Origin of the sequence: Pandoraea sputorum, from assembly GCF_000814845.2 — a bacterium.
Lineage (GTDB): Bacteria > Pseudomonadota > Gammaproteobacteria > Burkholderiales > Burkholderiaceae > Pandoraea > Pandoraea sputorum.
In genome coordinates this window covers 1,525,140-1,548,202 of the sequence record NZ_CP010431.2, presented here as the reverse complement: position 1 = coordinate 1,548,202, position 23,063 = coordinate 1,525,140, and the positions used below count along the sequence as shown (strand labels likewise).

Annotated in this window: 13 protein-coding genes and 1 pseudogene; 8 read left to right on the top strand and 6 right to left on the bottom strand. The window is 63.6% G+C overall.

Annotated elements, in window-relative coordinates:
- Nucleotides 1-37 precede the first annotated feature (37 nt).
- Together NA29_RS06970 and NA29_RS06965 are read right to left on the bottom strand one after the other, a co-directional pair.
- Complete coding sequence (locus tag NA29_RS06970) at nt 38-1,285, bottom strand: MFS transporter (RefSeq protein ID WP_039397072.1); 1,248 nt, start codon at nt 1,283-1,285, stop codon at nt 38-40.
- A 245-nt stretch (nt 1,286-1,530) separates the two neighbouring features.
- Nucleotides 1,531-6,525 carry an NAD-glutamate dehydrogenase gene (locus tag NA29_RS06965; RefSeq protein WP_039397070.1) on the bottom strand — a complete coding sequence of 1,665 codons (4,995 nt, stop codon included), beginning with the start codon at nt 6,523-6,525 and terminating at the stop codon, nt 1,531-1,533.
- 237 nt (nt 6,526-6,762) lie between these two features.
- Here NA29_RS06965 and dbpA point away from each other — a divergent pair, with 237 nt between their 5' ends.
- Complete coding sequence (gene dbpA / locus NA29_RS06960; RefSeq protein ID WP_052252590.1) at nt 6,763-8,184, top strand: ATP-dependent RNA helicase DbpA; 1,422 nt, start codon at nt 6,763-6,765, stop codon at nt 8,182-8,184.
- Between the two features lie 46 nt (nt 8,185-8,230).
- Nucleotides 8,231-8,842, top strand: coding sequence for a hypothetical protein (locus NA29_RS06955; RefSeq protein WP_150661534.1), 612 nt, complete (start codon nt 8,231-8,233; stop codon nt 8,840-8,842).
- A 17-nt stretch (nt 8,843-8,859) separates the two neighbouring features.
- Here the strand turns inward: NA29_RS06955 and NA29_RS06950 are convergent, their stop codons facing one another.
- Complete coding sequence (locus NA29_RS06950; protein WP_039397066.1) at nt 8,860-9,819, bottom strand: LysR family transcriptional regulator; 960 nt, start codon at nt 9,817-9,819, stop codon at nt 8,860-8,862.
- Nucleotides 9,820-10,038: 219 nt separating this feature from the next.
- Between NA29_RS06950 and NA29_RS06945 the strand changes: the two genes are divergently transcribed.
- The 6 genes and pseudogenes from NA29_RS06945 (at nt 10,039) to NA29_RS06920 (ending at nt 18,914) form a co-directional block, all read left to right on the top strand.
- Nucleotides 10,039-11,295 carry a D-amino acid dehydrogenase gene (locus tag NA29_RS06945; RefSeq protein ID WP_039402642.1) on the top strand — a complete coding sequence of 419 codons (1,257 nt, stop codon included), beginning with the start codon at nt 10,039-10,041 and terminating at the stop codon, nt 11,293-11,295.
- A gap of 185 nt (nt 11,296-11,480) precedes the next feature.
- Nucleotides 11,481-12,383 carry a transporter substrate-binding domain-containing protein gene (locus NA29_RS06940; protein ID WP_039397064.1) on the top strand — a complete coding sequence of 301 codons (903 nt, stop codon included), beginning with the start codon at nt 11,481-11,483 and terminating at the stop codon, nt 12,381-12,383.
- 87 nt (nt 12,384-12,470) lie between these two features.
- Nucleotides 12,471-13,199, top strand: a complete 729-nt coding sequence (gene cuyB / locus NA29_RS06935; protein WP_039397062.1) for a cysteate racemase — start codon at nt 12,471-12,473, stop codon at nt 13,197-13,199.
- A gap of 555 nt (nt 13,200-13,754) precedes the next feature.
- Entirely contained in the window at nt 13,755-15,494 is a 1,740-nt protein-coding gene (locus NA29_RS06930; RefSeq protein WP_052252588.1) for a putative bifunctional diguanylate cyclase/phosphodiesterase, read from the top strand.
- 18 nt (nt 15,495-15,512) lie between these two features.
- Nucleotides 15,513-17,012, top strand: coding sequence for an HDOD domain-containing protein (locus tag NA29_RS06925; RefSeq protein ID WP_052252587.1), 1,500 nt, complete (start codon nt 15,513-15,515; stop codon nt 17,010-17,012).
- A 532-nt stretch (nt 17,013-17,544) separates the two neighbouring features.
- Nucleotides 17,545-18,914, top strand: a pseudogene (locus tag NA29_RS06920) (nucleobase:cation symporter-2 family protein).
- Between the two features lie 27 nt (nt 18,915-18,941).
- Here the strand turns inward: NA29_RS06920 and NA29_RS06915 are convergent.
- The 3 genes from NA29_RS06915 to NA29_RS06905 form a co-directional block, all read right to left on the bottom strand.
- Nucleotides 18,942-19,253: a HigA family addiction module antitoxin gene (locus NA29_RS06915; protein WP_039397058.1), complete on the bottom strand. Its 312-nt coding sequence runs from the start codon at nt 19,251-19,253 to the stop codon at nt 18,942-18,944.
- A 74-nt stretch (nt 19,254-19,327) separates the two neighbouring features.
- Nucleotides 19,328-19,606 (bottom strand): type II toxin-antitoxin system RelE/ParE family toxin, encoded by a 279-nt coding sequence (locus NA29_RS06910; protein ID WP_072633217.1) that lies wholly within the window; start codon nt 19,604-19,606, stop codon nt 19,328-19,330.
- Between the two features lie 132 nt (nt 19,607-19,738).
- Nucleotides 19,739-23,062, bottom strand: a complete 3,324-nt coding sequence (locus tag NA29_RS06905; RefSeq protein WP_084103522.1) for an error-prone DNA polymerase — start codon at nt 23,060-23,062, stop codon at nt 19,739-19,741.
- Between the last annotated feature and the right edge of the window lies 1 nt (nt 23,063).

The following is a 23,063-nucleotide window of genomic DNA, read 5'->3' as shown; positions in this document are numbered from 1 at the left end:
TTATGCGAATGAGGCGAGGCCCGGATCGGAAAAACGATTACGACGACGTCGCGGTCTGTGCTGACTTGTTCGCCGTCGACGCAGTATCAGGCGCTTGGCCCACGCGGGCATTGCGCGACATCCACAGGGTAAGCAGCACGGCTGCGATGGCGGCCAGTGCCGCGCACAGATACACCTCGGCGTACCCGTACGCCCCGACGATCAGACCCGCGACCGGTCCCGTGACGCCCAGTGCGACGTCGAGAAACACCGAGTACGCACCGAGTGCAGCGCCACGATTCTGTGCAGGCACGAGGTTGACGGCCGCCACACCCAGCGACGGGAACACAAGCGAGAAGCCTGCACCCGCCAACGCGGCACCGAGCAGCGCCGTGAAGCCCGTCGGGGCAATACCCAACACGATCAGACCGAAGGCTTCCAGCGCGAACGACGCCATCGCGACGCGATAGCCGCCAAAGCGCTGAATGCTGCTGCCGAGCAACAGACGCACGCCCATGAAACACAGACCGAAGGCCGTCAGTGCCAGCGCTGCGTTGTCCCAATGATGGCTTGCGTAGTAAAGCGTAATGAATGTCGAGATCGCACCGAAGCCGATGGACCCGAGCGCCAGCCCCATGCCGAACGGCATCACGCGGCCGAGCACCGCGCGGAACGCGAGTCGCTCCCCGTGAATGACGGGCGTCGCACGCTTCATGCGGGCCAACAGCAAACCGACGATACCCGCCAGCGCCACCGCAGCGCCCACGGCCTTGATGCCGTACGCATTGTTGAGCGCCACGCCGAGCGGTGCGCCAAGCGCGAGCGCGCCGTAAGTCGCCACGCCGTTCCAGGAAATCACGCGCGCCGTGTGCGACGGCCCGACTTGTCCGATGCCCCACATGATCGCGCCCGTCGACACCCAGCTTTCGCCAAAGCCGAGCACGAGGCGTCCGGCGATCAGTGCGAGCAGCGCCAGCCAGGGCACACCGGAGAACACACCGCCCAACGCCACGAGCAAGCCGGACGCGCCACACGCGACCAGACCGCACAGCACCGTGCGCTTCGGACCCCACGCGTCGGCCGTGCGTCCGGCATACGGGCGCGAGAGCAGTGTCGCGAGATATTGAACGCTGATCGCCAGCCCGGCGATCACGGAGCTGTATGCCAGATCCACGTGCACGAACGACGGCAGCACTGCGAGCGGCAAGCCGATCGTCAGATAGCAGAGGAACGTGAAGAACACGGTGGAGACGATCTGCAACGTCGTGGCGAACTGGCCGTTCGCAGGGCGGGTGTCGGTAGGCATTGCGCAGGGGATCAGGAATCGACGAAACCCCAGGACGCGACCACCCGCGCGACGGGCAAGCATGCGCGCGGGTCATCTCAATCCTAGGGTTTTCCCGGATCATACGCCGTTTCGCCGCTTTTGTGTAAACGCTTAAAAAATGTTGCTGCGGCGACGATCGTCGGTACCCGGCTGCCGTTGCTTGCCGCCCGGGGCGAATCACTCACAGCCCCGCGCGGCAAGCGTTTGAACGGCATCGGTCGACATCAGCGACCGACTTCTGCCAGGGATTTCAGGCTTACTGACAACATGGCAAGGTCGGCGTTGCCAACGGCGATCTGGTCGGCCAGCACCCGGTGATAACGGGCGAGCGCGTCGGTGTGGGTCTGCTGCCATCCGGCGACGAGTCGTGCGGCCGGACTTTGGTCGGCGGCCTCCGGTGGTGCAACCACATCGCTCCCCTTCCCGCCTTCCAGCACGCTCGCCGTCAGACGTCGACGCAACACCGACAACTCTTCGAGCAACGTCGCCCGCGCGAGACGCTGCCAGTGCGTTTGCATCGGCAGGCCGAGCACGCCCGTCTGCAACCAGCCGTAGCCCAGCGGCGCGTCGAGCGCGAAGTACACCTGCGCCGCGAGCGACGGCTCGCATCCACTGGTGCTCGCGACCTCGGCGATGTCGAGCAACGCCACGCGTGCGCCGACACCGGCCGCCGTTTGCGCGAGCCGCGGCGGCACACCGGCGTCGATCATGGTCTGGCAGCGCGTGCGGGCTTCATCCGCTGCTTCGCCGCTCACCAGCGTGTCGAGCGTGGGCAGAATCGGATCGAGCACACTGCGCAGGCGCTCCACGGTCTGCGGCACATCGGTCAGACGCCGACGCAGGAACCACAGCGTCGCCTGCTCGTGCCACTGCGCAATCGCCGTGAAGAGCGACGCCTGCGTCTCGTGCGACACCCTGGCGTCTAGCGCATCGATGTCGAGCCACAAGGCGTCGAGTCCATACGCGCCGCGCGCGGCGAGACTGGCACGTACGACATCGGCGGGCTCCGCGCCCGTCTCTTCGCTCAGGCGATGCACAAACGTCACCCCCGCCCGGTTGACGAGCGCATTGGCATGCATCGTCGCGAGGATTTCCCGTTTGAGCGGATGACGCAGCATCGCCGCGCCACAGCGGCTCGCCAGTGGCGTCGGGAAGTAGGACGGTAATCCGTCGGCCACGAATTCTGCGTCCGGCAGATCGCTCGCCAGCAGCAAGTCGTAGAGCCACATCTTGCTGTACGCCATCAGCACGGCGCGCTCCGGCGAGGTCAGCCCGGCGCCCGCCGCGCGACGCGCATCGAGGGCTTCGTCGTCCGGCAGGAACTCGATGGCGCGTGCGAGCCGCTGTGCGCGCTCCAGATAACGCATGAAGCGGGCGTCTCCATCGAGCGCCGCCGCCGAGCGCAGTCGCCCGAGCGACAACGCCTGCGTTTGCAGATAGTTGTCGCGCAACACGAGCGACCCGACTTCTTCCGTCATCTCAGCGAGCAACGTATTGCGCTGCTTGAGCGTCATTTCGCCGTCGGTCACGACGAGGCCCAACAGGATCTTGATGTTGACCTCGTGGTCCGAGCAATCGACACCTGCCGAGTTATCGATGGCGTCGGTGTTGATACGACCGCCGTGCTGGGCGTACTCGATGCGTCCGAGCTGCGTCAGCCCGAGGTTGCCCCCCTCGGCCACGACCTTGCAGCGCAGTTCTGCGCCGTTCACACGCAGCCCGTCGTTGGCGCGGTCGCCGACTTGCGCATGCGTCTCGGTGCTCGCCTTTACATAAGTGCCGATGCCGCCGTTGTAGAGCAGATCGACGGGTGCGGTCAGCAGCGCACGCAGCAATTCGTTCGGCGCCATCTCGGAAGCTTCAGTGCCGAGCCACTCGCGCATCTCCGGCGACAGCGCAATCGCTTTCGCCGTGCGTGGGAAAATGCCGCCGCCTTTGGAAATCAGCTTCGCGTCGTAGTCGGCCCAACTGGACCGCGGCAACTGAAACAGACGCTCGCGCTCGGCAAACGAGCTCGCGGCATCCGGAGTGGGATCGAGGAAGATGTGACGGTGATCGAACGCCGCTACGAGCCGGATGTGTTTCGAGAGCAACATACCGTTGCCGAACACGTCGCCCGACATATCGCCGATGCCCACCACCGTGAAGTCCTGCGTCTGCGTATCGACGCCCATCTCGCTGAAGTGCCGCTTGACGGACTCCCACGCGCCACGTGCCGTGATGGCCATCTTCTTGTGGTCGTAACCGACCGAGCCACCCGAGGCAAACGCATCGCCCAACCAGAAGCCGTACTCCGCAGAGATCGCGTTCGCATAGTCGGAGAACGTGGCCGTGCCCTTGTCGGCGGCCACCACGAGATACGGATCGTCGCCATCGATACGAACGGTTTGCGGCGGGGGCACGAGTTGCCCGTCGACGTAGTTGTCCGTCAGATCCAGCAGCCCGCGCAGGAACGTCTGATAGCACGCGACGCCCTCGGCGAGGTAGGCGTCGCGGTCCCCCGGCGACGGCGGCTGCTTGACCACGAAGCCCCCCTTCGACCCCACCGGCACAATGACCGTGTTCTTGACCATTTGCGCCTTCACCAGCCCCAGCACTTCGGTGCGGAAGTCTTCGCGGCGGTCCGACCAGCGCAGGCCGCCGCGCGCTACGCGCCCACCGCGCAGGTGCACGCCCTCCACGCGCGGCGAATACACCCAGATCTCGAACATCGGCTTCGGCTCGGGCAGCCCCGGCACCTTCGACGGGTCAAATTTGAATGACAGGTACGCCTTCTGCGCGCCCCCGCCCTTCCCGTCCTGTGCTGTCTGGAAGTAGTTGGTCCGCAGCGTGGCTTCGAGAACACCGAGGAACTGACGCAGGATGCGGTCTTCGTCGAGATTGGGGACGTCTTCCAGCGCCGTGTGGATCTGCGTACGCAATTGCTCGGCACGCGACTCGCGGACCTCCGCACTCAACGAGGGGTCGAAGCGCGCGAGGAACAGGCGGACGAGCATGCCCGCAATCGACGGATTCCCCGTCAGTGCATTCTCGATATAGGCATTGCTGAAGGTCGATCCGACCTGGCGGATGTACTTTGCGTACGCCCGCAGAATGCGCACCTCGCGCCAGGTCAGGCCAGCTTGCAGCACGAGACGGTTGAGGTCGTCATTTTCGACGTCGCCAGCCCAGATGCGTGCGAAGGCGTCTTCGAAGCGCGCGCGGGCGTGCTCCAGATCGACCTCGGCCCCGTCGAGACTGGTCATGCCGAAGTCGTGCATCCACACGACGCCGGTATCGGACGGCTCGATCCGGTAAGGCCGCTCGTCGTTCACCCGCACGCCGAGGTGTTCGAGCATCGGCAGGCTGCGTGAGAGCGCGATGGGCTCGCCCGCCTGATAGATCTTGAAGCGCAGCGTGCCGGGCGCTGCCTCCAGCGGGCGATACAGCTGCATGGCGAGCGGCGTCGCGCCCGGGCTACCGGACGGCGTAGCTTGCGCAGGGGAAGGTGCCGCATTCAGTAGCGGTTCGATCAGTTCCACGTCGCGCACAGCCACGCGCGCCGCGTAATCCTCCCGATACCCCGCAGGGAACGCCAGTGCGTAGCGTCGCAAGGCCCGCGTACCGCGCTCTTCGCCCAGTTGCTCGCGCAGCGCGTCGGAGAGGTCGTCCTGCCAGCGGCGTGTGGTCTCGACGATGCGGGCTTCCAGTTCGTTGACGTCGACCTCCGGCACATGCCCCGGCTCGGTCCGCACGGTGATCTGAATGCGCGCGAGCATCGACTCGGAGAGTTGCGGCGTGAACTCGACGCCAGTGCCGTGATACGCGGCCAGCAGCAGGTTCTGCACGCGCACGCGCAAATCGGTGTTGAATTTCTCTCGGGGCACGAACACGAGGCACGACACGTAGCGGTCGAAGCGGTCGCGTCGCACGAAAAGTCGCGTGCGCTGACGTTCCTGCAAACGCAGAATGCCCAGCGCGATGTCGGCGAGTTGCTCGACGTCGATCTGGAACAGTTCGTCGCGCGGATATTGTTCGAGGATGGTCGCGAGCGTCTTGGCCAGATGGCCGTTGGGCAAGAATCCTGCGCGCCGGATCACTTCGGCGACTTTGCGGCGCACCAGCGGAATTTCGTCGGCTGGCACCATATAGACGGTCGACGTGTACAGCCCCAGAAAACGCCGCTCACCGCAGACCTTGCCCTGTGCGTCGAAGCGTTTCACGCCCACGTAATCGAGATAGCCCGGGCGGTGAACGCTGGCGCGCGAATTGGCCTTCGTCAGGAAGATCGGGGCGCTGGCCTGCACGATACCGATGGCCCCGGGCGACAGGCGCGTGACGTCGGGCGTGCTGGCATCGCGACGCGATTCGCGCAGCACACCGAGGCCGGTGCCCGGCACGCCTTGCAGGTAGTGCTCGCCGTCGCGCTCGACCAGTTCGTAATCGCGATAGCCCAGGAAGGTGAAGTGGCGCGCGAGCATCCAGTCCAGAAACGCCTGCGCCTCGTCGATCTCTGCGCGCTCCTGCGCCGCCACGCCCTGCTGCGCGGCGCGCTCGGTCAGGGATTCGATGGCCGCATGTGCAGCAGCCTGCATGGCGCGCCAGTCGTCGACGGCGGCGCGCACGTCGCCCAGCACGCGTTGCAACCCGTCGACCAGCGCCTGAATGCGCTCCGGCTCGGAGAACCGGTCGACTTCGATGTGGATATACGATTCGAAACGGCTGCGGTCGCCCTCCCGCTCCTTGCCGTTCTCTTTGCCGTCTTCCGCGCCGCCTCCCGCGCCGTCGTCCTTACCCGCCGGACTGTTGCCGGGCACGACGCTCAGGCGCTTGCCCGCCGCGTCGCGCCGGATGCGATAGACCGGGTGGAAGGCCGAATGCAGCGCCAGCCCCTGCCGGTTGATCTCCATCGTCACCGAATCGACGAGGAACGGCATGTCGTCGTTGACGATTTCAACGACCGTGTGACTGCAATGCCAGCCGTGCTGATCGAGCGTGGGGTTGTAGATACGGATGCGCGGCTCGCCGGAGACGAACTTCTGGCCGAGTTGCCAGTGCGCCATCGCCGCGCCATAAAGATCGGCGACACTGCGCGAGACGACATCCTCGGCGTCGGCCAGACCGTAATACTGCAGGACGAAAGGCTCGAAGAGCGCCGCCAATTCGGGCGCACGTTCACGGGCCATCGCGACGACTTCCGCCATGTGCTGGCGGACCTTCTCTTCCGGATTCGCGGGCATGGGCACCTCTGCGGGATTGGACGAGACTTCGACCGGGGAACGAGGGATAAGTCACCGGCCATTCACTGGCTTGTGGACAGGCAAGGCCATGCTACGCCCGGCGGCCCCGGGCTGGCAACGGCGTGATTCCCGAGTTCGGGTATGCTGAGCCGATCTGCCCCGAGCCATCCGATCAACTCGAAGCCGCCGGGGCCACCAAGGCCACCGACGCCACCGACGCCACCGGTATAATCGCGCATGAACTCAAAAGCCACCGATTCGCGCGCTGACAGCGCCCCCGTCATTCCCTTCTCGAGCCTGCCGCTCTCGCCTGCCATGCAGGAGAACCTCGCACGGCTCGGTTACGCCTCGATGACGCCCATTCAGCAGGCGTCGCTCCCCGACATGCTGGCTGGCCACGACATCATCGCGCAGGCCAAGACCGGCAGCGGCAAGACCGCCGCCTTCTCGCTGGGCCTGCTCCAGCGCGTGGATGCCCGCGATTTCGCCGTGCAGGCCGCCGTGCTCTGCCCCACGCGCGAACTCGCCGAGCAAGTCGCCCAGGAAGTGCGCCGCATCGCGCGCGCCGAGGACAACATCAAGGTCCTCACGCTGTGCGGCGGCTCGCCGATCCGTCCGCAGGCGGAAAGCCTCGCGCACGGCGCTCACGTGATCGTGGGTACGCCGGGCCGCATCATGGATCACCTCGAGCGCGGCACGCTCACGCTGACCGGCATCAAGACGCTGGTGCTCGACGAAGCCGACCGCATGCTCGACATGGGCTTTTTCGACGATATCGCCGCAGTAGCGCGACAAACACCCGCCTCGCGCCAGACGTTGCTTTTCTCGGCCACGTACCCCGAGGGCATCGGCAAGCTCGCCCAGCGCTTCCTGAAGACCCCGCGCGAGATCCGTCTGGAAGAAAAGCACGACGCGAGCAAGATTCGCCAGCGCTTTTATGAGGTGCGCGACGAGGAACGTCTGCACGCTGTGGGACAGTTGCTCGATCACTTCCGCCCGGTCAGCACGATTGCGTTCTGCAACACCCGCGCACAGTGCAACGACCTGACCGACGTGCTGCGCGCCGAGGGCTTCCACGCCCTGACGCTGCACGGCGATCTGGAACAACGCGAACGCGATATGGTCCTGATCCAGTTCGCCAACCGCAGTTGCTCCGTGCTGGTGGCGACCGATGTCGCCGCACGCGGTCTGGACATCGCGCAGCTCGAAGCCGTCATCAACGTGGACGTGACGCCCGATCCCGAGGTCTACGTGCACCGCATCGGCCGCACCGGCCGAGCCGACGAAGACGGCTGGGCGTTCAGCCTGGCGACGATGGACGAGATGGGCCGTGTGGGCAATATCGAAGCCGCGATGGGCGGGGAAGTCCAGTGGCACAAACTCTCGGAGCTTACGCCGACGGGTAGCGGACATCTGCTGCCGCCGATGGTGACGATCCAGATGCTGGGCGGCAAGAAGGACAAGATCCGTCCGGGCGACGTGCTCGGGGCGCTGACCGGCGAAGCCGGTTTCGCGGCTGCGCAGATCGGCAAGATCAACGTGCTCGAAAACTTCACGTATATTGCTGTAGACCGGGACATCGCCCCGGTGGCGCTGCGCAAGCTGTCCGACGGCCGTGTGAAGGGCCGCAAGGTCAAGGTAAGATTCTTGCAGGATTAATTTTCGGATCCATCCCCTGAGCGCGACGCGCCACGAGGAGATTGCAATGAGGTCGATGCGTACCCTGTTGTGCTTTCCGGCGGCGCGGCGTCTCGCGCTCATTCTGCTGGCGGCCGGTGGACTGACCTGGCTGGCCGCTTGCAGCACCAAGGGCGTTGCGCCCAACCCCACACTGACCGAAGACACGCTCGACGAGTACGCCCTCGTCATCGTCGGCCTCGACACGCCGCTGCAAAGCACCTGGGGACCGTGGACCTTCTCGGACTTCAATCAGACGGTCAACGGCATCATCGGCGGCAAGATCACCCGCACGCTCAACAGCAATCCGCCCACGCGCGGGTACATTGCCATGCGCGTCTCGCCGCTCATGCGCAACGAGCGCTTCGGTCCGATGGAGTTCACCCCGGCGGACAACAGCTATCGCTTTCGCTATTGCAAGGGGCGCAAAGTGCCGACGGTGCGAGTCAACCGTGGCGACGTCGTCTACGCGGGCACGCTGATCCTCGACAATCACGACGGCAAGATCTGGCTGCGCACCGAATTCGACATGGCAGGCGCGCGACGCTTCGTGCAGGCCAACTACCCGTCGCTGGCCGACAAGCTCCAGCCGCAACCGTTTACCTATTACGAAGTGAAAAGCGAGCCGAGTTGCCGCTGACTTTGAGGTTCAACCTGTCAGCTCTCCTGCGCCGCGTCTGCCGGCGTCAACACGATCTCGCGCCCTTCGCATAGCGCTTCGGCGCGCTCGCTGAGTTCATTGGCGACGTCCGCCAGATGCCGCCGCAGCGTATCCGCGAGCACCGATTCCGGTTCATGTGCGGGGCGCAGCATCTCGACGGGAAACTCGATGGCCGGTGCGACACGATACAAACGCTGCGCCTGCACATGCGCACTCGCCGCCGTGAACTGATCGAGCAGCGCGTATCCCAGACCGTGCTCGACGAGCGCCGCCGCGAGCGAATACGTCTGCACCATCACTTCGGCATCCTGCAGCAGTTCCGTCTGATCCAGACGCTCGTTGATCAGCGCACCGAGCGGCGTGTCGTCGTGCAGCTTGATGAGATCGCGCCCGGCGAGCGCGTCGGCGCTGGCTGGTCCGCGCCGCGAAAGCTTTGGCCATGCGGCGGGCACGGCCAGCACGATGTGACCCTGCGCCACGGGACGGCTCACGATACCGGCCGCCATCGGCGGTGCAGAAACGATGCCGACATCCACCGACGACGTGAGAATCGCGGTGATGGTCTCGTTCGTGTGATGGGTGATGAGTTCGAAGACCACGTCGGGGTGCGCACGCCGCATGCGCTCGATGGCAGCGGGCAACAGGCTCTGCGCGAGACTCGGCGTCACCGCGATACGCAGGTGCCCCACGCCGTGCTGGCGCAGATTGCGCGACGTGGTGCGCAGGCGCTCCAGATCGCTGAAGATGCGTTCGACGTCGGGATACAGGCGGCGCGCTTCGGCCGTGGGCACGAGGCGGCCCTTCACCCGGTCGAACAGCTTGAAGCCGAGTTGCTGCTCCGCGTGCTGTAACACGCGGGAGACGACCGGTTGCGATACGTTGAGCAATTGCGCCGCGCCGCTGGCCGACCCGGTCAGCACGACTGCGCGAAACGTCTCGATATGCCGCAATTTCATGCCTGACGTCGTCTCCGTATCCTGCCCGCCTGCGCACTAGCGCGGCGGACCCTATAGCCAAAAGACATATGCTGCCTCAAAACCGCATAGGTTAGCGAATTTTCTCCCTCTACACTGCGTAGCAAAGGCGGTGCAGAAGACCTGCCACGAGGCGCTCGCCACGTGTCGCAATTTTTTCCCGCCTTGCTTTCCATCAGCTTTTCGTCGTTATCTATCGTCATGCACATTGGAGTTATCGGGGCGGGTATCGTCGGCCTCGCCAGCGCGTATCAGTTGCTTCGCGCAGGCCACGAAGTCACAGTTATCGACGCAGCACGCGACGGCGGTCTGGGGACCAGCTTCGCCAACGGCGGTCAGTTGAGCTATGGCTATGTGTCGCCCCTTGCCGCCCCCGGTGTGCTCTCGCAACTGCCCTCGCTACTGTTCTCCAGCACCGGGCCGCTGCGGATCAAGCCGTCGCTCGATCCGGATTTCTGGCGCTGGTCGCTGGCCTTCGTCAAACATTGCAACGCCCAGGCGAACGCCAGCTCGACGCTGCGACTGCTCTCGCTCGGCCTGCATAGTCGCGAGGTGATGCTGGAGTTTCTGGCACAGGAGTCGGGAACGTTCGACTACCGCCTGAGCGGCAAGCTCGTGGTGTATCGCGACGCGAGCAAGCTCGCAGCCGCAGAGCGCTCGCTTGAAATGGCCAATGGCCTGGGCTACACGCAACGGCGTGTCGATGCGGCCACTTGCGTCACGCTGGAACCGGCGCTGAGCAAGATCGCCGGGGAGCTGGCGGGCGGCATCCACACGCCAGGCGAAGGCACTGGCGACTGCCAGATGCTGTGTAAGGAACTGATGCGTCTGATCGGCGCTCATGAACGCGGCACGCTGCTGTTCGAGCGCGAAGTGACGGGATTCGATGTACGTGGCAACACCGTTCGGGCCATTCGCACGCGCGCCGGGGATATCCCGGTCGATGCCTGCGTCGTCGCCAACGGTCTGGCCGCCATGCCGCTGCTGCGCGCCGTGGGCGAGCCGGTGTCGATGTATCCGCTCAAGGGCTACAGCCTGACGTATCGCGGCGCACCGGCAGACGCCCGCCCGCAGGTCTCCGTCACGGACGCCGACAACAAAGTGGTCTACGCGAGCCTTGGCGAGCATCTGCGCGTGGCCGGAATTGCCGATCTGGTGGGCTACGACTACCGCATCGTCAAGCATCGTATCGATGCGCTGCGCACGCTTTCGACCGGATTGTTCCCGTCGTTGCGCGGCACGCCCGCGCCGCTGGAATGGACCGGCATGCGCCCGTCCACGCCGCACGGCCGACCGGTGCTCGGACGCGCGGACAAGGTGGGCAATCTGTGGCTGAACGTCGGCCACGGCGCACTGGGTTTCACGTTGTCGATGGGGGCTGCACGCGCCATCGCCGACGCCATCGACGGCAAGCGCCCCGCCGTCGATCTTGCAGGGTTTGCCCGGCTGGCTGCATGAGCGATGAGACTGGACCATAGCGTGCCAGCCGGATGACACGATCGTACGCCAGCGCGCTGCGACATCACTCCCACGGGGACCGATGGGGGACGTATCGGGTTGTATCTGTGTTTTCGGTGTTTAAGGCTTTTGACATTCCAACGGCACGGACCACCGTGCCACCACTTCCGATAGGACAAGAGACCATGAAGAAGCTGTTTGCTCCCCTGCTGCTCGTCAGCGCTGCTGCCGCCCTGTTCGCGCACACCGCGAGCGCACAGGAACTCACTGGCACGCTCAAGAAGATCAAGGACAACGGCGTGATCGCGCTGGGCGTGCGCGAATCGTCGATTCCGTTCTCGTACTCGGACAACAGCGGCAAGACGATCGGCTACTCGCAGGAAATCGCGCTCAAGATCGTCGAGGCGGTCAAGAAAGACCTGAACATGCCGAATCTGAAGGTCACCGAAACGCCGATTACGTCGCAAAACCGTATCGCGCTGATGCAAAACGGCACGATCGACCTGGAATGCGGCTCGACCACCCACACGTTCGAGCGCGCCAAGCAAGTCGGCTTCTCGCACAACATCTTCCTGTACTCGATCAAGATGATCGCCAAGACGGGCTCGGGCATCACCGACCTGAACAGCCTCAAGGGCAAGACCATCGCGACGACGGCCGGCACCACGGCCGACCGCATTCTGTCGGGCAAGAAGGGCGAAATCGGCTTCAACCTGATCCAGACGAAGGAACACTCGGACGGCTTCCTCACCGTCAAGCAAGGCCGTGCAGTGGCGTTTGTCATGGACGAGCCGCTGCTCTACGGTCAGCGCGCCGCTCTGTCGGCCGACGAAGCGAAGGGCTACGAAGTCGTCGGCCCGAACCTCCAGTTCGAAAACTATGCGTGCATGACGCGTAAGGACGATCCGGCGTTCACGAAGGTCGTGAACACGGTCATCGCCGATATGGAAAAGTCCGGCGAAATGACCAAGCTCTATGACAAGTGGTTCACGCAGCCGGTGCCGCCGAAGGGTCAGAACATGAACTACCCGATGACGGCTGAAATGCGCGCCATGTTCAAGGATCCGATCACGAAGGCTTACGACTGATCCTGACGGATTAGGCGTTGTGCGGGGACCACGGTCCCTGCACTTCGCGATCCCGTTTTTTGCAGTTCCCGCAGATTCACCATCATCATGAACTCGCACGCCACGCTCGGCATTCTCGGCGGTATGGGCCCCGCCGCCGGTATCGACCTCTGCCGCAAGATCGTCGATCAACATCCGGCCAACCGCGATCAGGATCACATCCCGTTCATCCTGTATTCGGTGCCGCAGATCCCCGACCGGACCGAAGCCTTGCTGCGCGACGGCGCCTCGCCGCTCGACGGCATGCTCGACGGCGTGCACGCGCTGGAGCAATCGGGCGTCGGCTGCATCGCCATCGCGTGCAATACCGCCCATGCCTGGCTCGACGCGCTGCGTCATCGCACCCGTCTGCCCGTGCTGGATGTGGTCGAAGCCGTCGCCGGGGAACTGTCCACGTGTGTCGCCCCCGGCTCGCCCATCGGCCTGATGGCGACCGAAGGCACCCATCACGCCAACGTCTACCGGCCACGGCTTGAAGCACTGGGTTACCGGTTTGTCTCGGCAGGCGACCCGCTTGCGCACCAGACGCTCGTGAACGAAGGCATACGGCTCATCAAGGCCGGGGAAATTCGTCGCGGCGGTGAGGCGCTTGCAATGGCGATGGAGCAACTACTGGCGGCCGGCGCGCAACGCGTCATTCTCGGCTGTACCGAAATCCCGGTCGCCCTTGCCACGTGTGAAACACCGCTCGGGCGATTCGGGCTGGACGCATCCGCAGCACTCGCGCGCGCGTGCATTGCGTGGTCGCTCGCGCATGAGGCGCAGGCGCACGTCTGACTCGACGTCGACGGCGCGCGCGCCGTCTCCCGATTCTCAATTTTCCGGCGCGACTCTCATCCGCCGCGAATTCATGGCATAGCGAAGCACTGCGGGGCTTGCGCGGCTGTTGCGATGTTGCATCGCAATGATAAAAATCCACGATTGCGGTTCCCTCAAGTCGCTCGCGCTTGGGTAGACTGGCGCACGAACGATGATCGCGCCGGGGTTGCACCGGCGGCATGGAGGTGAACCGGGCGGACGATTCGGGTCGTACGTAGACCGAACGCCACCGGCCTTGCAGGAAAAAATCCCGATCGTCTTGTAGGAAAAAATCCCACACGGGAATTCAGACGGAAAGCGGCGTGGAACGGGGGTAAAACGGGGGTTGAGGCCATCAAAATCGCTGGCGTCTTTAGCTATAATGGCCCACAATCCATCGAACACCCGCCGGACCAGGGTCCGGCCATGAGCGCGTTTGCCTGAACGGGGAAGCACATGAGCGGCAGCGCGCTCGACGTGATGCATGTACAGACAACAACAATGAGTTCAGATCGACTCCCAGCCGGTGTGCCTTTGGTCGAACCATCGACCCTGGCACCGGCAATCGCCGAGGCCAATGCCACGGCGCCGGCCCCGGCATTGTCCCGGGCGCTGGTCGAGCTGACCGGCGGACTATCGGCACATGTGGGTGCCGATGGCCGTTTCCTTTTCATTGCCGAAGCCTCCCTACGCCTGCTTGAGTACTCGCGTGAGTACATCGACCACGCCACGCTCTTCGAGCTGACCGGCATCGAAGACGTTCCCCTGCTTCAGGACGCCTTTTCTGCCGCCCAGACCCTCGGCCCTCAACAGTGCACCGTGCGTTTGCTGCGTGGTCTGACCGACCGCGTCTGGATGCGTCTGCGCATCGCCCAGTACACGCCCCGCATCGCGGGTGCGAGCGCGTCTTTCCTGGTGCACGGCGAAGACATCACCGCCTTCAAGGAAAACGAAGCACGCCTGTCCGATCTGGCGGTGCGCGATGCGGTGACCGGGCTCGGGAATCGTCAATATATTCAGCAGTGCATCGTTGAGACGATCCAGCATGCGCGTGAAGGCGGTCCGAACTTCGCCGTCGCCCTGCTCGATCTGGACGGCTTCAAGAAGGTCAACGACTCGCTCGGCCACGACGTGGGCGACCAGTTGCTGCGCGATGCAGGTCAACGTCTGATCGCGCAGATTCGCGAGACGGACATGGCCGCTCGTATGGGCGGCGACGAGTTTGTGCTGGTGCTGCCCGGCTGCGACAACGAACAGGCGCTCAGCGGCATCATGAAGCGACTGCTCTCGGCGGTACAGCAACCGTTCCAGGTCGGCGACCAATTGCTGCACCTGACGACCAGTATCGGTGTTTCGTTTTACCCGCAACACGGCGACTCCGCCGGTCTGCTCATCAAGCACGCCGACGCCGCCATGTATTGCGCCAAGGATCGCGGTCGCAACGGCCTGTTCGTCTACACGGACGATCTGGGTGACTTGCATCGCAAGGCGTTTTCGCTGGAATCGGCGATGTTCGAGGCCATTCACAACGGTGAATTCAGCCTGCATTACCAGCCGATCTGCGACCCGATTTCGCTGAACGTGAAGGGTGTCGAAGCGCTGATGCGCTGGCACCCCGCGCTCGGTCCGGTCTCGCCCGCCGAGTTCATTCCGCTGGCCGAAGCCAACGGTCTGATCAACTTGCTGGGCGGCTGGGCACTGCGCGCCGCGTGCATGCAGCTCGCGCGCTGGGATCGCACCCGGCTCGACGGGATCTACATGTCCGTCAACGTCTCGGCACAACAGTTTCACCATCCGTCTTTCCCGAGCCTCGTGTGGCAGGCCATTGCCGACTCCGGCGTGGAAGGTCACCGCCTTGTGCTCGAAATTACCGAAAGCGTGCTGATGCGCGACCCGGAGCAGGCCAATCTGGTGCTGCGCGAGTTGCAGACGCTGGGCGTGCGATTTGCCGTCGACGACTTTGGCGCGGGCTATTCGAGTCTGGGCTACCTCAAGCGTTTCCCGCTCTCCGCGCTCAAGATCGACCGCAGTTTCGTCAAAGACATGCCCACGTCACCGAACGACCGTACGATTGTGACGGCAGTCCTGGGACTGGCACGCGAGCTGGGTCTGTCGGCGGTGGCCGAAGGGGTCGAGACGGAAGAACAACGGCAGATGCTGATCGATCGCGGCTGCCATTCCATCCAGGGCTGGCTGGTATCGAAGGCCCTGCCTGCGGGAGAACTGGAGGCGGCCTTTGCGAGCGGGCGTCTCAACGTGGATGCCGGCCACTGACCGGACAACCCCGCTACCATGAGCCTTACCAAAGAAAAAACGCTCGAATTGTTGTGGCAGCGCATGGCCGAGCGCGGCGACTTCCCGTCGCTGCAACGCTCGGTCACGGGCATCGTGTCTGCCATGCAAAGCGAGAACACCAGCACGGCCGACCTCGCGTCGTCCGTGCTCTCGGATTTCGCCCTCACCCAGAAAGTGATTCGTCTGGCCAACTCCGCCATGTATGCGCCGTTCGGCTGCAACGTGACGACGGTCTCGCGCGCGATCATGATTTTGGGTGTCGACACGATCGGCCACCTCGCCCTGAGCCTGAAGCTGCTCGAGGGTTTTGGTGAAGTCGCCGCACGTCGCGACGACATGGCGCGCGAACTGGCTCGTGCCACGCTGGCGGGTGCTTTTGCGCGGGATATTACGGCCAAGAACGGGATTCGCGACGGTGAAGAAGCCGTCGTCTGCACGTTGCTGCATCACGTGGCGCGCCTGCTGGTGACGTATTGCTTCCCGAACGAATGGGTCGAGATTCAGGAAATTGCCGCCGAGCGGGGCATCAGCGACAGCGACGCCTGCGAGCAAGTGCTCGGCATCACGTTCCCTGAACTGGCCGAGGCTGCCGCTCGCAAGTGGGGCCTGCCGGAGTCGATTGCGACCAGCATGCGTCCGATCGATCTCGAAGGTGACGCACCGCTCTCGCACGCCGACTGGCTGTGCGCCGTGGCGAACATGTCCAACGAGATGGTGACGGAGCTCACACGCGGCGCAGATCCTGAGCGCCTTGCTGAACTTGCAGAGCGTTATGCCGACCGTCTGGCGCTGGACATCAGGGAGGTGGTGTCGGTCGGCGAAGAGATGGCGCGCGACACGAGCCATCAGGAATTCATCGCCATCAGCACGGGCGCATCGAATACGCGTCAGCCACCGGCAGGCAAGCCGCTGGATTCGGCGCGACGTCTGGCCGACGGGCTTTCCGAAGTGCGCGCCGCCACCGGCGAGACCGATGCCGTGGGCCTGCTCAACCTGACGCTCGAAGCGATTCTCCAGTCGCTCGGCTTCGTGAACTGTGCAGCCTTCGTGCGTTCGCCCGCGAGCAAGGTCTTCGAGATGCGCTTCGGCATTGGTCGCGAGGTACAGCCATTGCTGGGCCTGACTTTCCCCGAAGCGTTCGAGCCGGACGTCTTCCATCTCGCGCTGACCAACGGCCGGGCGATCCTGATCGACAACGCCCGCGAGCCGCGCATCGTCCCCCGCATTCCGCTGTGGCATCGCCAGCATTTCTCGAACGTGAAATCGTTCTTCCTGTTGCCGGTTCGCCAGCGTAACCAGACCGTGGCGCTGCTCTACGGCGACTGGGGCGGCGCATTGTGCGCGGGCGGCATTGGGGCGAAGGAAATGGAGTTCCTGCATTACATGGGGGAGGAAATTTCCAGCAAGCTCGAAAGCGTGGCGCAACAAAACACCGCGAGCGGCGCGAATGCGGCCGACTCGCTCGCTCGCAGACCGTGGGGCACCGCCGGGCGCTAGTACGCGTCACGACGCCGGACAGCCTCACCAACGCCCGCCTGACAATTGTCGGCGGGCGTTTCACTTTCACCTTCGCTTTCCATCCTCTCGTTTCCGACGCAAGCCACGGACACCATGATGTCGCCGGGAGGATGTCGCCACCGTCTCCGGTGTCTCGGCGTTTCATACGTCAGACGCAATCTTTAGTATTGCGAATCCGATATGTGCCGAGACGCCGGTCCGGTGGCGTCCCTGCGACACAGGACATTTTGCCTACGGGCGGTCGCTTTCTCGCCGCTGGCGATCGTCGCGTCCGACCACCCGCCGCCCCTTGCAGCACAAGGCTTCCACCCATTTGGGCATCGCCGTACGAACTCAGGCGTACTATGTCGCCAGACCGCAGTTTTTCTCCACGACTGCGCGTCGGTCACTGGTCGTCTGTCGCCCGTCGTGAGACCGGGTGTTTTTTGACACGACTCGCTGCGCCCCGGTAAAAAATTTACGCTCGGTTCCGCCAAGCAAATCAATTCGTACCGTCGGACCAGGAGAAGACATGACGCAATCTGCTGCTGCACCGGTACATCCGGTCGACGAGCGCCTGCCGCTCCCCAAGTTGTTCACGCTGGGTTTACAACACGTGCTGGTGATGTATGCGGGGGCCGTCGCAGTACCGCTGATCATCGGTGGCGCCCTGAAGATGTCGGTCGATCAGATTGCGTTTCTCATCAACGCCGACCTGTTTGCATGCGGTATCGCCACACTGATTCAGACGCTAGGCCTCTGGATCTTCGGTTTGCGTCTGCCGATCATGATGGGGGTGACGTTTACGGCCGTCACGCCGATGATCGCCATCGGCACGAACCCCGACCTCGGCTTGCTCGATATTTACGGCGCAACGATTGCCGCCGGGATCATCGGCATTCTGATCGCGCCCTACATCGGCAAGTTGTTGCGGCTGTTCCCGCCTGTGGTGACAGGCACCGTGATCACGGTGATCGGCATTTCGCTCATGGGCGTGGGCATCAACTGGGCGGCCGGCGGATTCGGCAACCCGGACTTCGGTAATCCGTTGTATCTGGGCGTGTCGTTTGCGGTGCTGCTCTGCATCCTGTTCATCACGAAATACGTGCGTGGCTTCTTCTCCAACATTGCGGTGCTGCTGGGGATTCTGTTCGGCACGATGGTGGCGATTGCGCTGGGCAAGGTGTCGTTTGCGGGGTATCGGAAGCCCCGTGGTTCGGTTTCGTCATGCCGTTCCATTTTGGCGTGCCGCGCTTCGATCCGATCGCCATCGCGACGATGACGCTGGTGATGCTCGTGACGTTCATCGAATCGACCGGCATGTTCCTTGCGGTGGGCGACATCGTGGGGCGTCCGGTCGATCAGAAGACGCTGGTGCGCGGATTGCGTGTCGATGGCCTCGGCACCGTGATCGGCGGCATCTTCAACACGTTCCCGTACACCTCGTTTTCACAGAACGTGGGGCTGGTCGGCGTGACGGGCGTGAAGAGTCGCTGGGTGTGCGCGATGGGCGGGTTGATTCTGATCGTGCTGGGATTGTTTCCGAAAGTGGCGCACGTGGTGGCGTCGGTGCCGCAATTCGTGCTGGGCGGCGCGGGTATCGTGATGTTCGGCATGGTGACGGCCACGGGCATCAAGATTCTGTCGACGGTGGATCTGTCGAAGAACCGCTACAACCTGTACATCATTGCGATCAGCATCGGTGTGGGGATGATTCCGGTGGCGTCGGACAAGTTCTTCATGAAGCTGCCGCACGCACTCGCCCCGTTCTTCCACAGCGGCATTCTGCTCGCGTCGATCAGCGCGGTCCTGCTCAATGCCCACTTCAACGGGCTGCGCAGCGAAGAGGAAGCGAATGCGCTCGCGCAGGAGGCGGGTAAGCAGGCGGATGCTGCGCATTGACGGATGAATGCGCGATGCAGCCGCACCTCATGCGGCTGCGAGCAACGCCCGCGCGCGGTGCTTGATCGTCTTCAGAACATCAACCATGTTCGCGCGCGCAATTTCAGCATCGTATTGATTTTGCAGATTGAGCCAACTCTGCGCATCTACGCCAAAGAACGCCCCCAGACGCAGTGCGGTATCGACGGTAATCGCCCGTTTGCCGAGCACGATCTCATTGATCCGGCGAGGGGGCACGTCAATGGCTTTGGCCAGTGCGTATTGCGAGATCCCCATCGGGCCGAGCCACTCTTGCGCGAGAATCTCGCCCGGTGTTGCCAGCGGTACTTGTCGGGTCATGCTTGTCCTCCATCGACCTTTCGCGAACCCAGCAGAAATATAGGAACACACCCACCTATGCGGTCGCGTTGCGATCAGTGGTAGTCGACGATTTCGACGTCCGAAGCGGTGCCCGCGTCAAAACGGAAGCACAACCGCCACTGATCGTTGATCCGGATACTGTATTGCCCCAGACGATCTCCACGCAGCGCTTCAAGTCTGTTACCCGGTGGCGCGCGTAAGAAACTCAGTGTTGCCGCCGCATGAAGTTGCTGAAGCTTGCGTATAGCGGCCGACTCGACCGCACGCCAGCGCGTCACGCGCCGCCCGCTAAACAGGAGTGCCGTATCCCTGCATTTAAAATTTTCAATCAAGAAACATAATAACGCATCACGTTATTAACGTTTGACGTTAATAGCAAAGCGTGGCGCCGGTCACGTCAAATCGAGAAGGCGAGTCCACGCATGGCAGGGGGGCCAAAGACACGCCATCCTATCGACATCCGCTTAGTGAAAGTTCCGACTCGAGATCGTGAGTTCGCCGAGCATCGACGAGAGGTCGATCAGACGATGGGCGACCAGATGGGTCACGCGCTCCTCGCGCTGCCATACCCCTTCCACGCCCAATAGCGACGACGCCAGCAACTCCTTGCGCTGCGCTTCCACCAGATCGGGCCAGACGATCACGTTGATGACGCCCGTCTCATCTTCCAGCGACACAAAGACCGTGCCGTTGGCGGTGCCGGGCCGCTGTCGTCCCGTCACGATGCCGACGGTGCGTACACGTCGGCCATGCACGCCCTCGGACTGCAACTCCTTTGCCGTGCGCACCCGCATCTTGTTCAGCTTCTCGCGCAACAGCATCAGCGGGTGACGCCGAAGCGTCAGCCCCGTACTCGCATAATCGGCCACGATGTCTTGTCCCTCGGGCATCGGCGACAACGCCACCTGCTCGTCCGTGCTGCCGGGCGCGGCGTCGCGCAAGACGGTTGCGCCCAATAGCGGCGTGGGCGGCTGCCACGCAGCGACCGTCCAGCGGGCCTGACGGCGTCCGCCCAACAACGCCGACAGCGCATCTGCGGCAGCCAGCGCATCGAGGTCGCGGCGCGATAGCGCGGCTCGGGCGGTGAGGTCGTCGATATCGGTAAAGGGCCGCCGACGACGCGCATCTTCGATGGCTTGCGCCCCCTCGGCCGACAAGCCCTTGACCAGCGACAAGCCCAATCGCACCGCCGGACGGCGTGCCTCCCCATATCGGGTCATCCTGACTTCGGGACGTGACTCGATATCGCTCACGCACACGTCCACCGCCCGAACTTCGACACGATGCCGACGCGCATCCTGCACCAGTTGCGATGCGGAATAAAACCCCATCGGCAAACTATTGAGCAAGCCGCACAGGAACATCTCCGGCGCGTGGCACTTGAGCCAAGCACTTGCATAGGCGAGCAACGCGAAGCTCGCTGCGTGGCTCTCTGGAAATCCGTACTCGCCAAAGCCTTCGATCTGTCGGCAGATGGCCTCGGCAAACTCAAGCGGGTAACCGTTCTTCAACATGCCGGAAATGATGCGCGTCTGGAATTTTTCGAGACCGCCCTTGCGCTTCCATGCGGCCATCGAGCGACGCAATTGATCGGCATCACCTGCCGAAAAATCGGCAGCGATCATCGCGATCTGCATCACTTGCTCCTGGAAGATCGGCACGCCCAGTGTGCGCTCCAGCGCGACCTTGATCTCCTCGCGCGGATAGACCACCTCTTCTTTCTTCTGCTTGCGGCGCAGATACGGATGCACCATCCCGCCCTGAATCGGCCCGGGACGCACAATCGCGACTTCGATCACCAGATCGTAGAATGTCTCCGGCTTCAGACGCGGCAGCATGCTCATCTGCGCTCGCGACTCGATCTGAAAAACGCCCACCGTGTCGGCACGACGAATCATGCCGTACGTCGCCGGATCGTCTCGCGGAATATCGGCAAGCCCGATCGGTGCGCCACGCCACTCCCCCAACAGATCGAGCGTACGACGCAGTGCGCTCAGCATGCCGAGCGCAAGCACGTCGACCTTGAGCAGCTTGAGGGTCTCGATGTCGTCCTTGTCCCATTGAATGACGTAGCGATTCTCCATCGCCGCCGGCGCAATCGGTACGAGCCGCGACAGTCGGTCGCGAGCGATCACGAAGCCGCCCACGTGCTGCGACAGATGCCGGGGAAAACCGATGAGACGGGCCACCAGATCGGCCCACAACCGCGTCGTCGGCGCTTCGGGCGACAGCCCCTGCGCCGCCATGCGTGCGAGTAGATTCTCCTTGCCGTCCCACCACTGCTGACTCTGCGCCACCTGCTCGACGATCGACAGATCGATGCCCAACGCCCGCCCCGTGTCGCGCACCGCGCTGCGCATGCGGTAACTGATGACCGTCGCCGCCAACGCCGCCCGGTCGTTGCCATACTTTTTGTAGATGTACTGGATGACCTCTTCACGCCGTTGATGTTCGAAATCCACGTCGATATCCGGCGGTTCGTTGCGCTCCTTCGAGAGAAACCGCCCGAACAGCACCTGCACCTCGTCGGGATTCACCGCCGTGATCTCAAGGCAATAACAAACCGCCGAATTGGCTGCCGAACCCCGGCCCTGACAGAGAATGTTCTGACTGCGGGCAAAGCTCACGATGTCGTAGACCGTCAGAAAATACGGCTCGTACTCAAGGTCGCGGATAAGTGCCAGCTCGTTTTCAATGAGCTGGCGCACCTTCAACGGCAAACCGCCCGGATAACGTCGCTTCGCGCCCGATTCCACCTCCTGACGCAGATACGACTCCGGCGTATGCCCCGCAGGCACCAGTTCTTCCGGGTACTCGTAACGCAGACTACGCAGATCGAAATGGCATCGTGAAGCGATGGCAATCGTCTGCGCCAGTGCTTCTTTCGGATAAAGCCAGGCAAGCCGCAGTCGCGTACGCAGATGCTGCTCGGCATTTGCCGCCAATGCCAGGCCACATGCCTGTACCGGTTTGCCCAATCCGATGGCCGTGAGCGTATCCTGCAACGGCTTGCGCGAGCGCACATGCATGAGCACGTGTCCCGTCGCGACGAGCGGCACGCCGCACTCGGCCGAAATGGCGTGAAGGCGCGCCAGTTGCGCCTCGTCGTCGGCACGATGACGGCGCTCCAGCGCCAGCCAGACACGCCCTTCGCCAAAGGTCTGCGCGGCCCAGCGAGTCTGCGCCAGCGTACGCTCCTCACTCGCGTCGGGATCCGGCACGAGGATGATCAGGCAACCTCGCAAACCAAGCAGATGGGCGTGCGCCTTGTCCGGCGCGCTGAAATCCCTCGCATGCAGGCGATAGCCGCGATTCGGACCTCGCATACGCCCGAGCGTAATCATCTCGGACAGATTGCCGTAGCCCTCGCGATGCTGCGCAAGGGCTACGAGATGCACGGTGCCGAGGGCGTCAAGTTCCGAGGCAGACAACATGTCCACTTCGGGCGTCAATCGAAACTCACTCCCCACGATCAGCGACACCAACGGTGGTTCATGCTTGGCCGACTCCGCCAGCGCCCGAACCACACCAGCCAGCGAACACTCGTCGGTAATCGCCAACGCGGTGTAACCCAGATGCACGGCGCGCGCGATCAACTCCTCCGGATGCGACGCCCCCCGCTGAAACGAGAAGTTCGACAGGCAGTGCAATTCGGCATACGCGGGCAGGCTGTCGTCTTGCTGTCCTCGCAGGGCAGAGGGTGCCGCATCGGGGGTATCGGCACCGTCGTCGTTGTTGGCCAGCCCTTCGGTCGGTCCTTGCCACGGGAGAAAATCGTCGAAATTCATA

What these genes read in the sequence shown, in the direction of transcription:
- NA29_RS06915 (WP_039397058.1), bottom strand. Translation starts at nt 19,253, where the DNA reads ATGACCCGACAAGTACCGCTGGCAACACCGGGCGAGATTCTCGCGCAA.
- NA29_RS06970 (WP_039397072.1), bottom strand. Translation starts at nt 1,285, where the DNA reads ATGCCTACCGACACCCGCCCTGCGAACGGCCAGTTCGCCACGACGTTG.
- NA29_RS06965 (WP_039397070.1), bottom strand. Translation starts at nt 6,525, where the DNA reads ATGCCCGCGAATCCGGAAGAGAAGGTCCGCCAGCACATGGCGGAAGTC.
- NA29_RS06945 (WP_039402642.1), top strand. Translation starts at nt 10,039, where the DNA reads ATGCACATTGGAGTTATCGGGGCGGGTATCGTCGGCCTCGCCAGCGCG.
- NA29_RS06905 (WP_084103522.1), bottom strand. Translation starts at nt 23,062, where the DNA reads ATGAATTTCGACGATTTTCTCCCGTGGCAAGGACCGACCGAAGGGCTG.
- NA29_RS06940 (WP_039397064.1), top strand. Translation starts at nt 11,481, where the DNA reads ATGAAGAAGCTGTTTGCTCCCCTGCTGCTCGTCAGCGCTGCTGCCGCC.
- dbpA (WP_052252590.1), top strand. Translation starts at nt 6,763, where the DNA reads ATGAACTCAAAAGCCACCGATTCGCGCGCTGACAGCGCCCCCGTCATT.
- cuyB (WP_039397062.1), top strand. Translation starts at nt 12,471, where the DNA reads ATGAACTCGCACGCCACGCTCGGCATTCTCGGCGGTATGGGCCCCGCC.
- NA29_RS06925 (WP_052252587.1), top strand. Translation starts at nt 15,513, where the DNA reads ATGAGCCTTACCAAAGAAAAAACGCTCGAATTGTTGTGGCAGCGCATG.
- NA29_RS06950 (WP_039397066.1), bottom strand. Translation starts at nt 9,819, where the DNA reads ATGAAATTGCGGCATATCGAGACGTTTCGCGCAGTCGTGCTGACCGGG.
- NA29_RS06955 (WP_150661534.1), top strand. Translation starts at nt 8,231, where the DNA reads ATGAGGTCGATGCGTACCCTGTTGTGCTTTCCGGCGGCGCGGCGTCTC.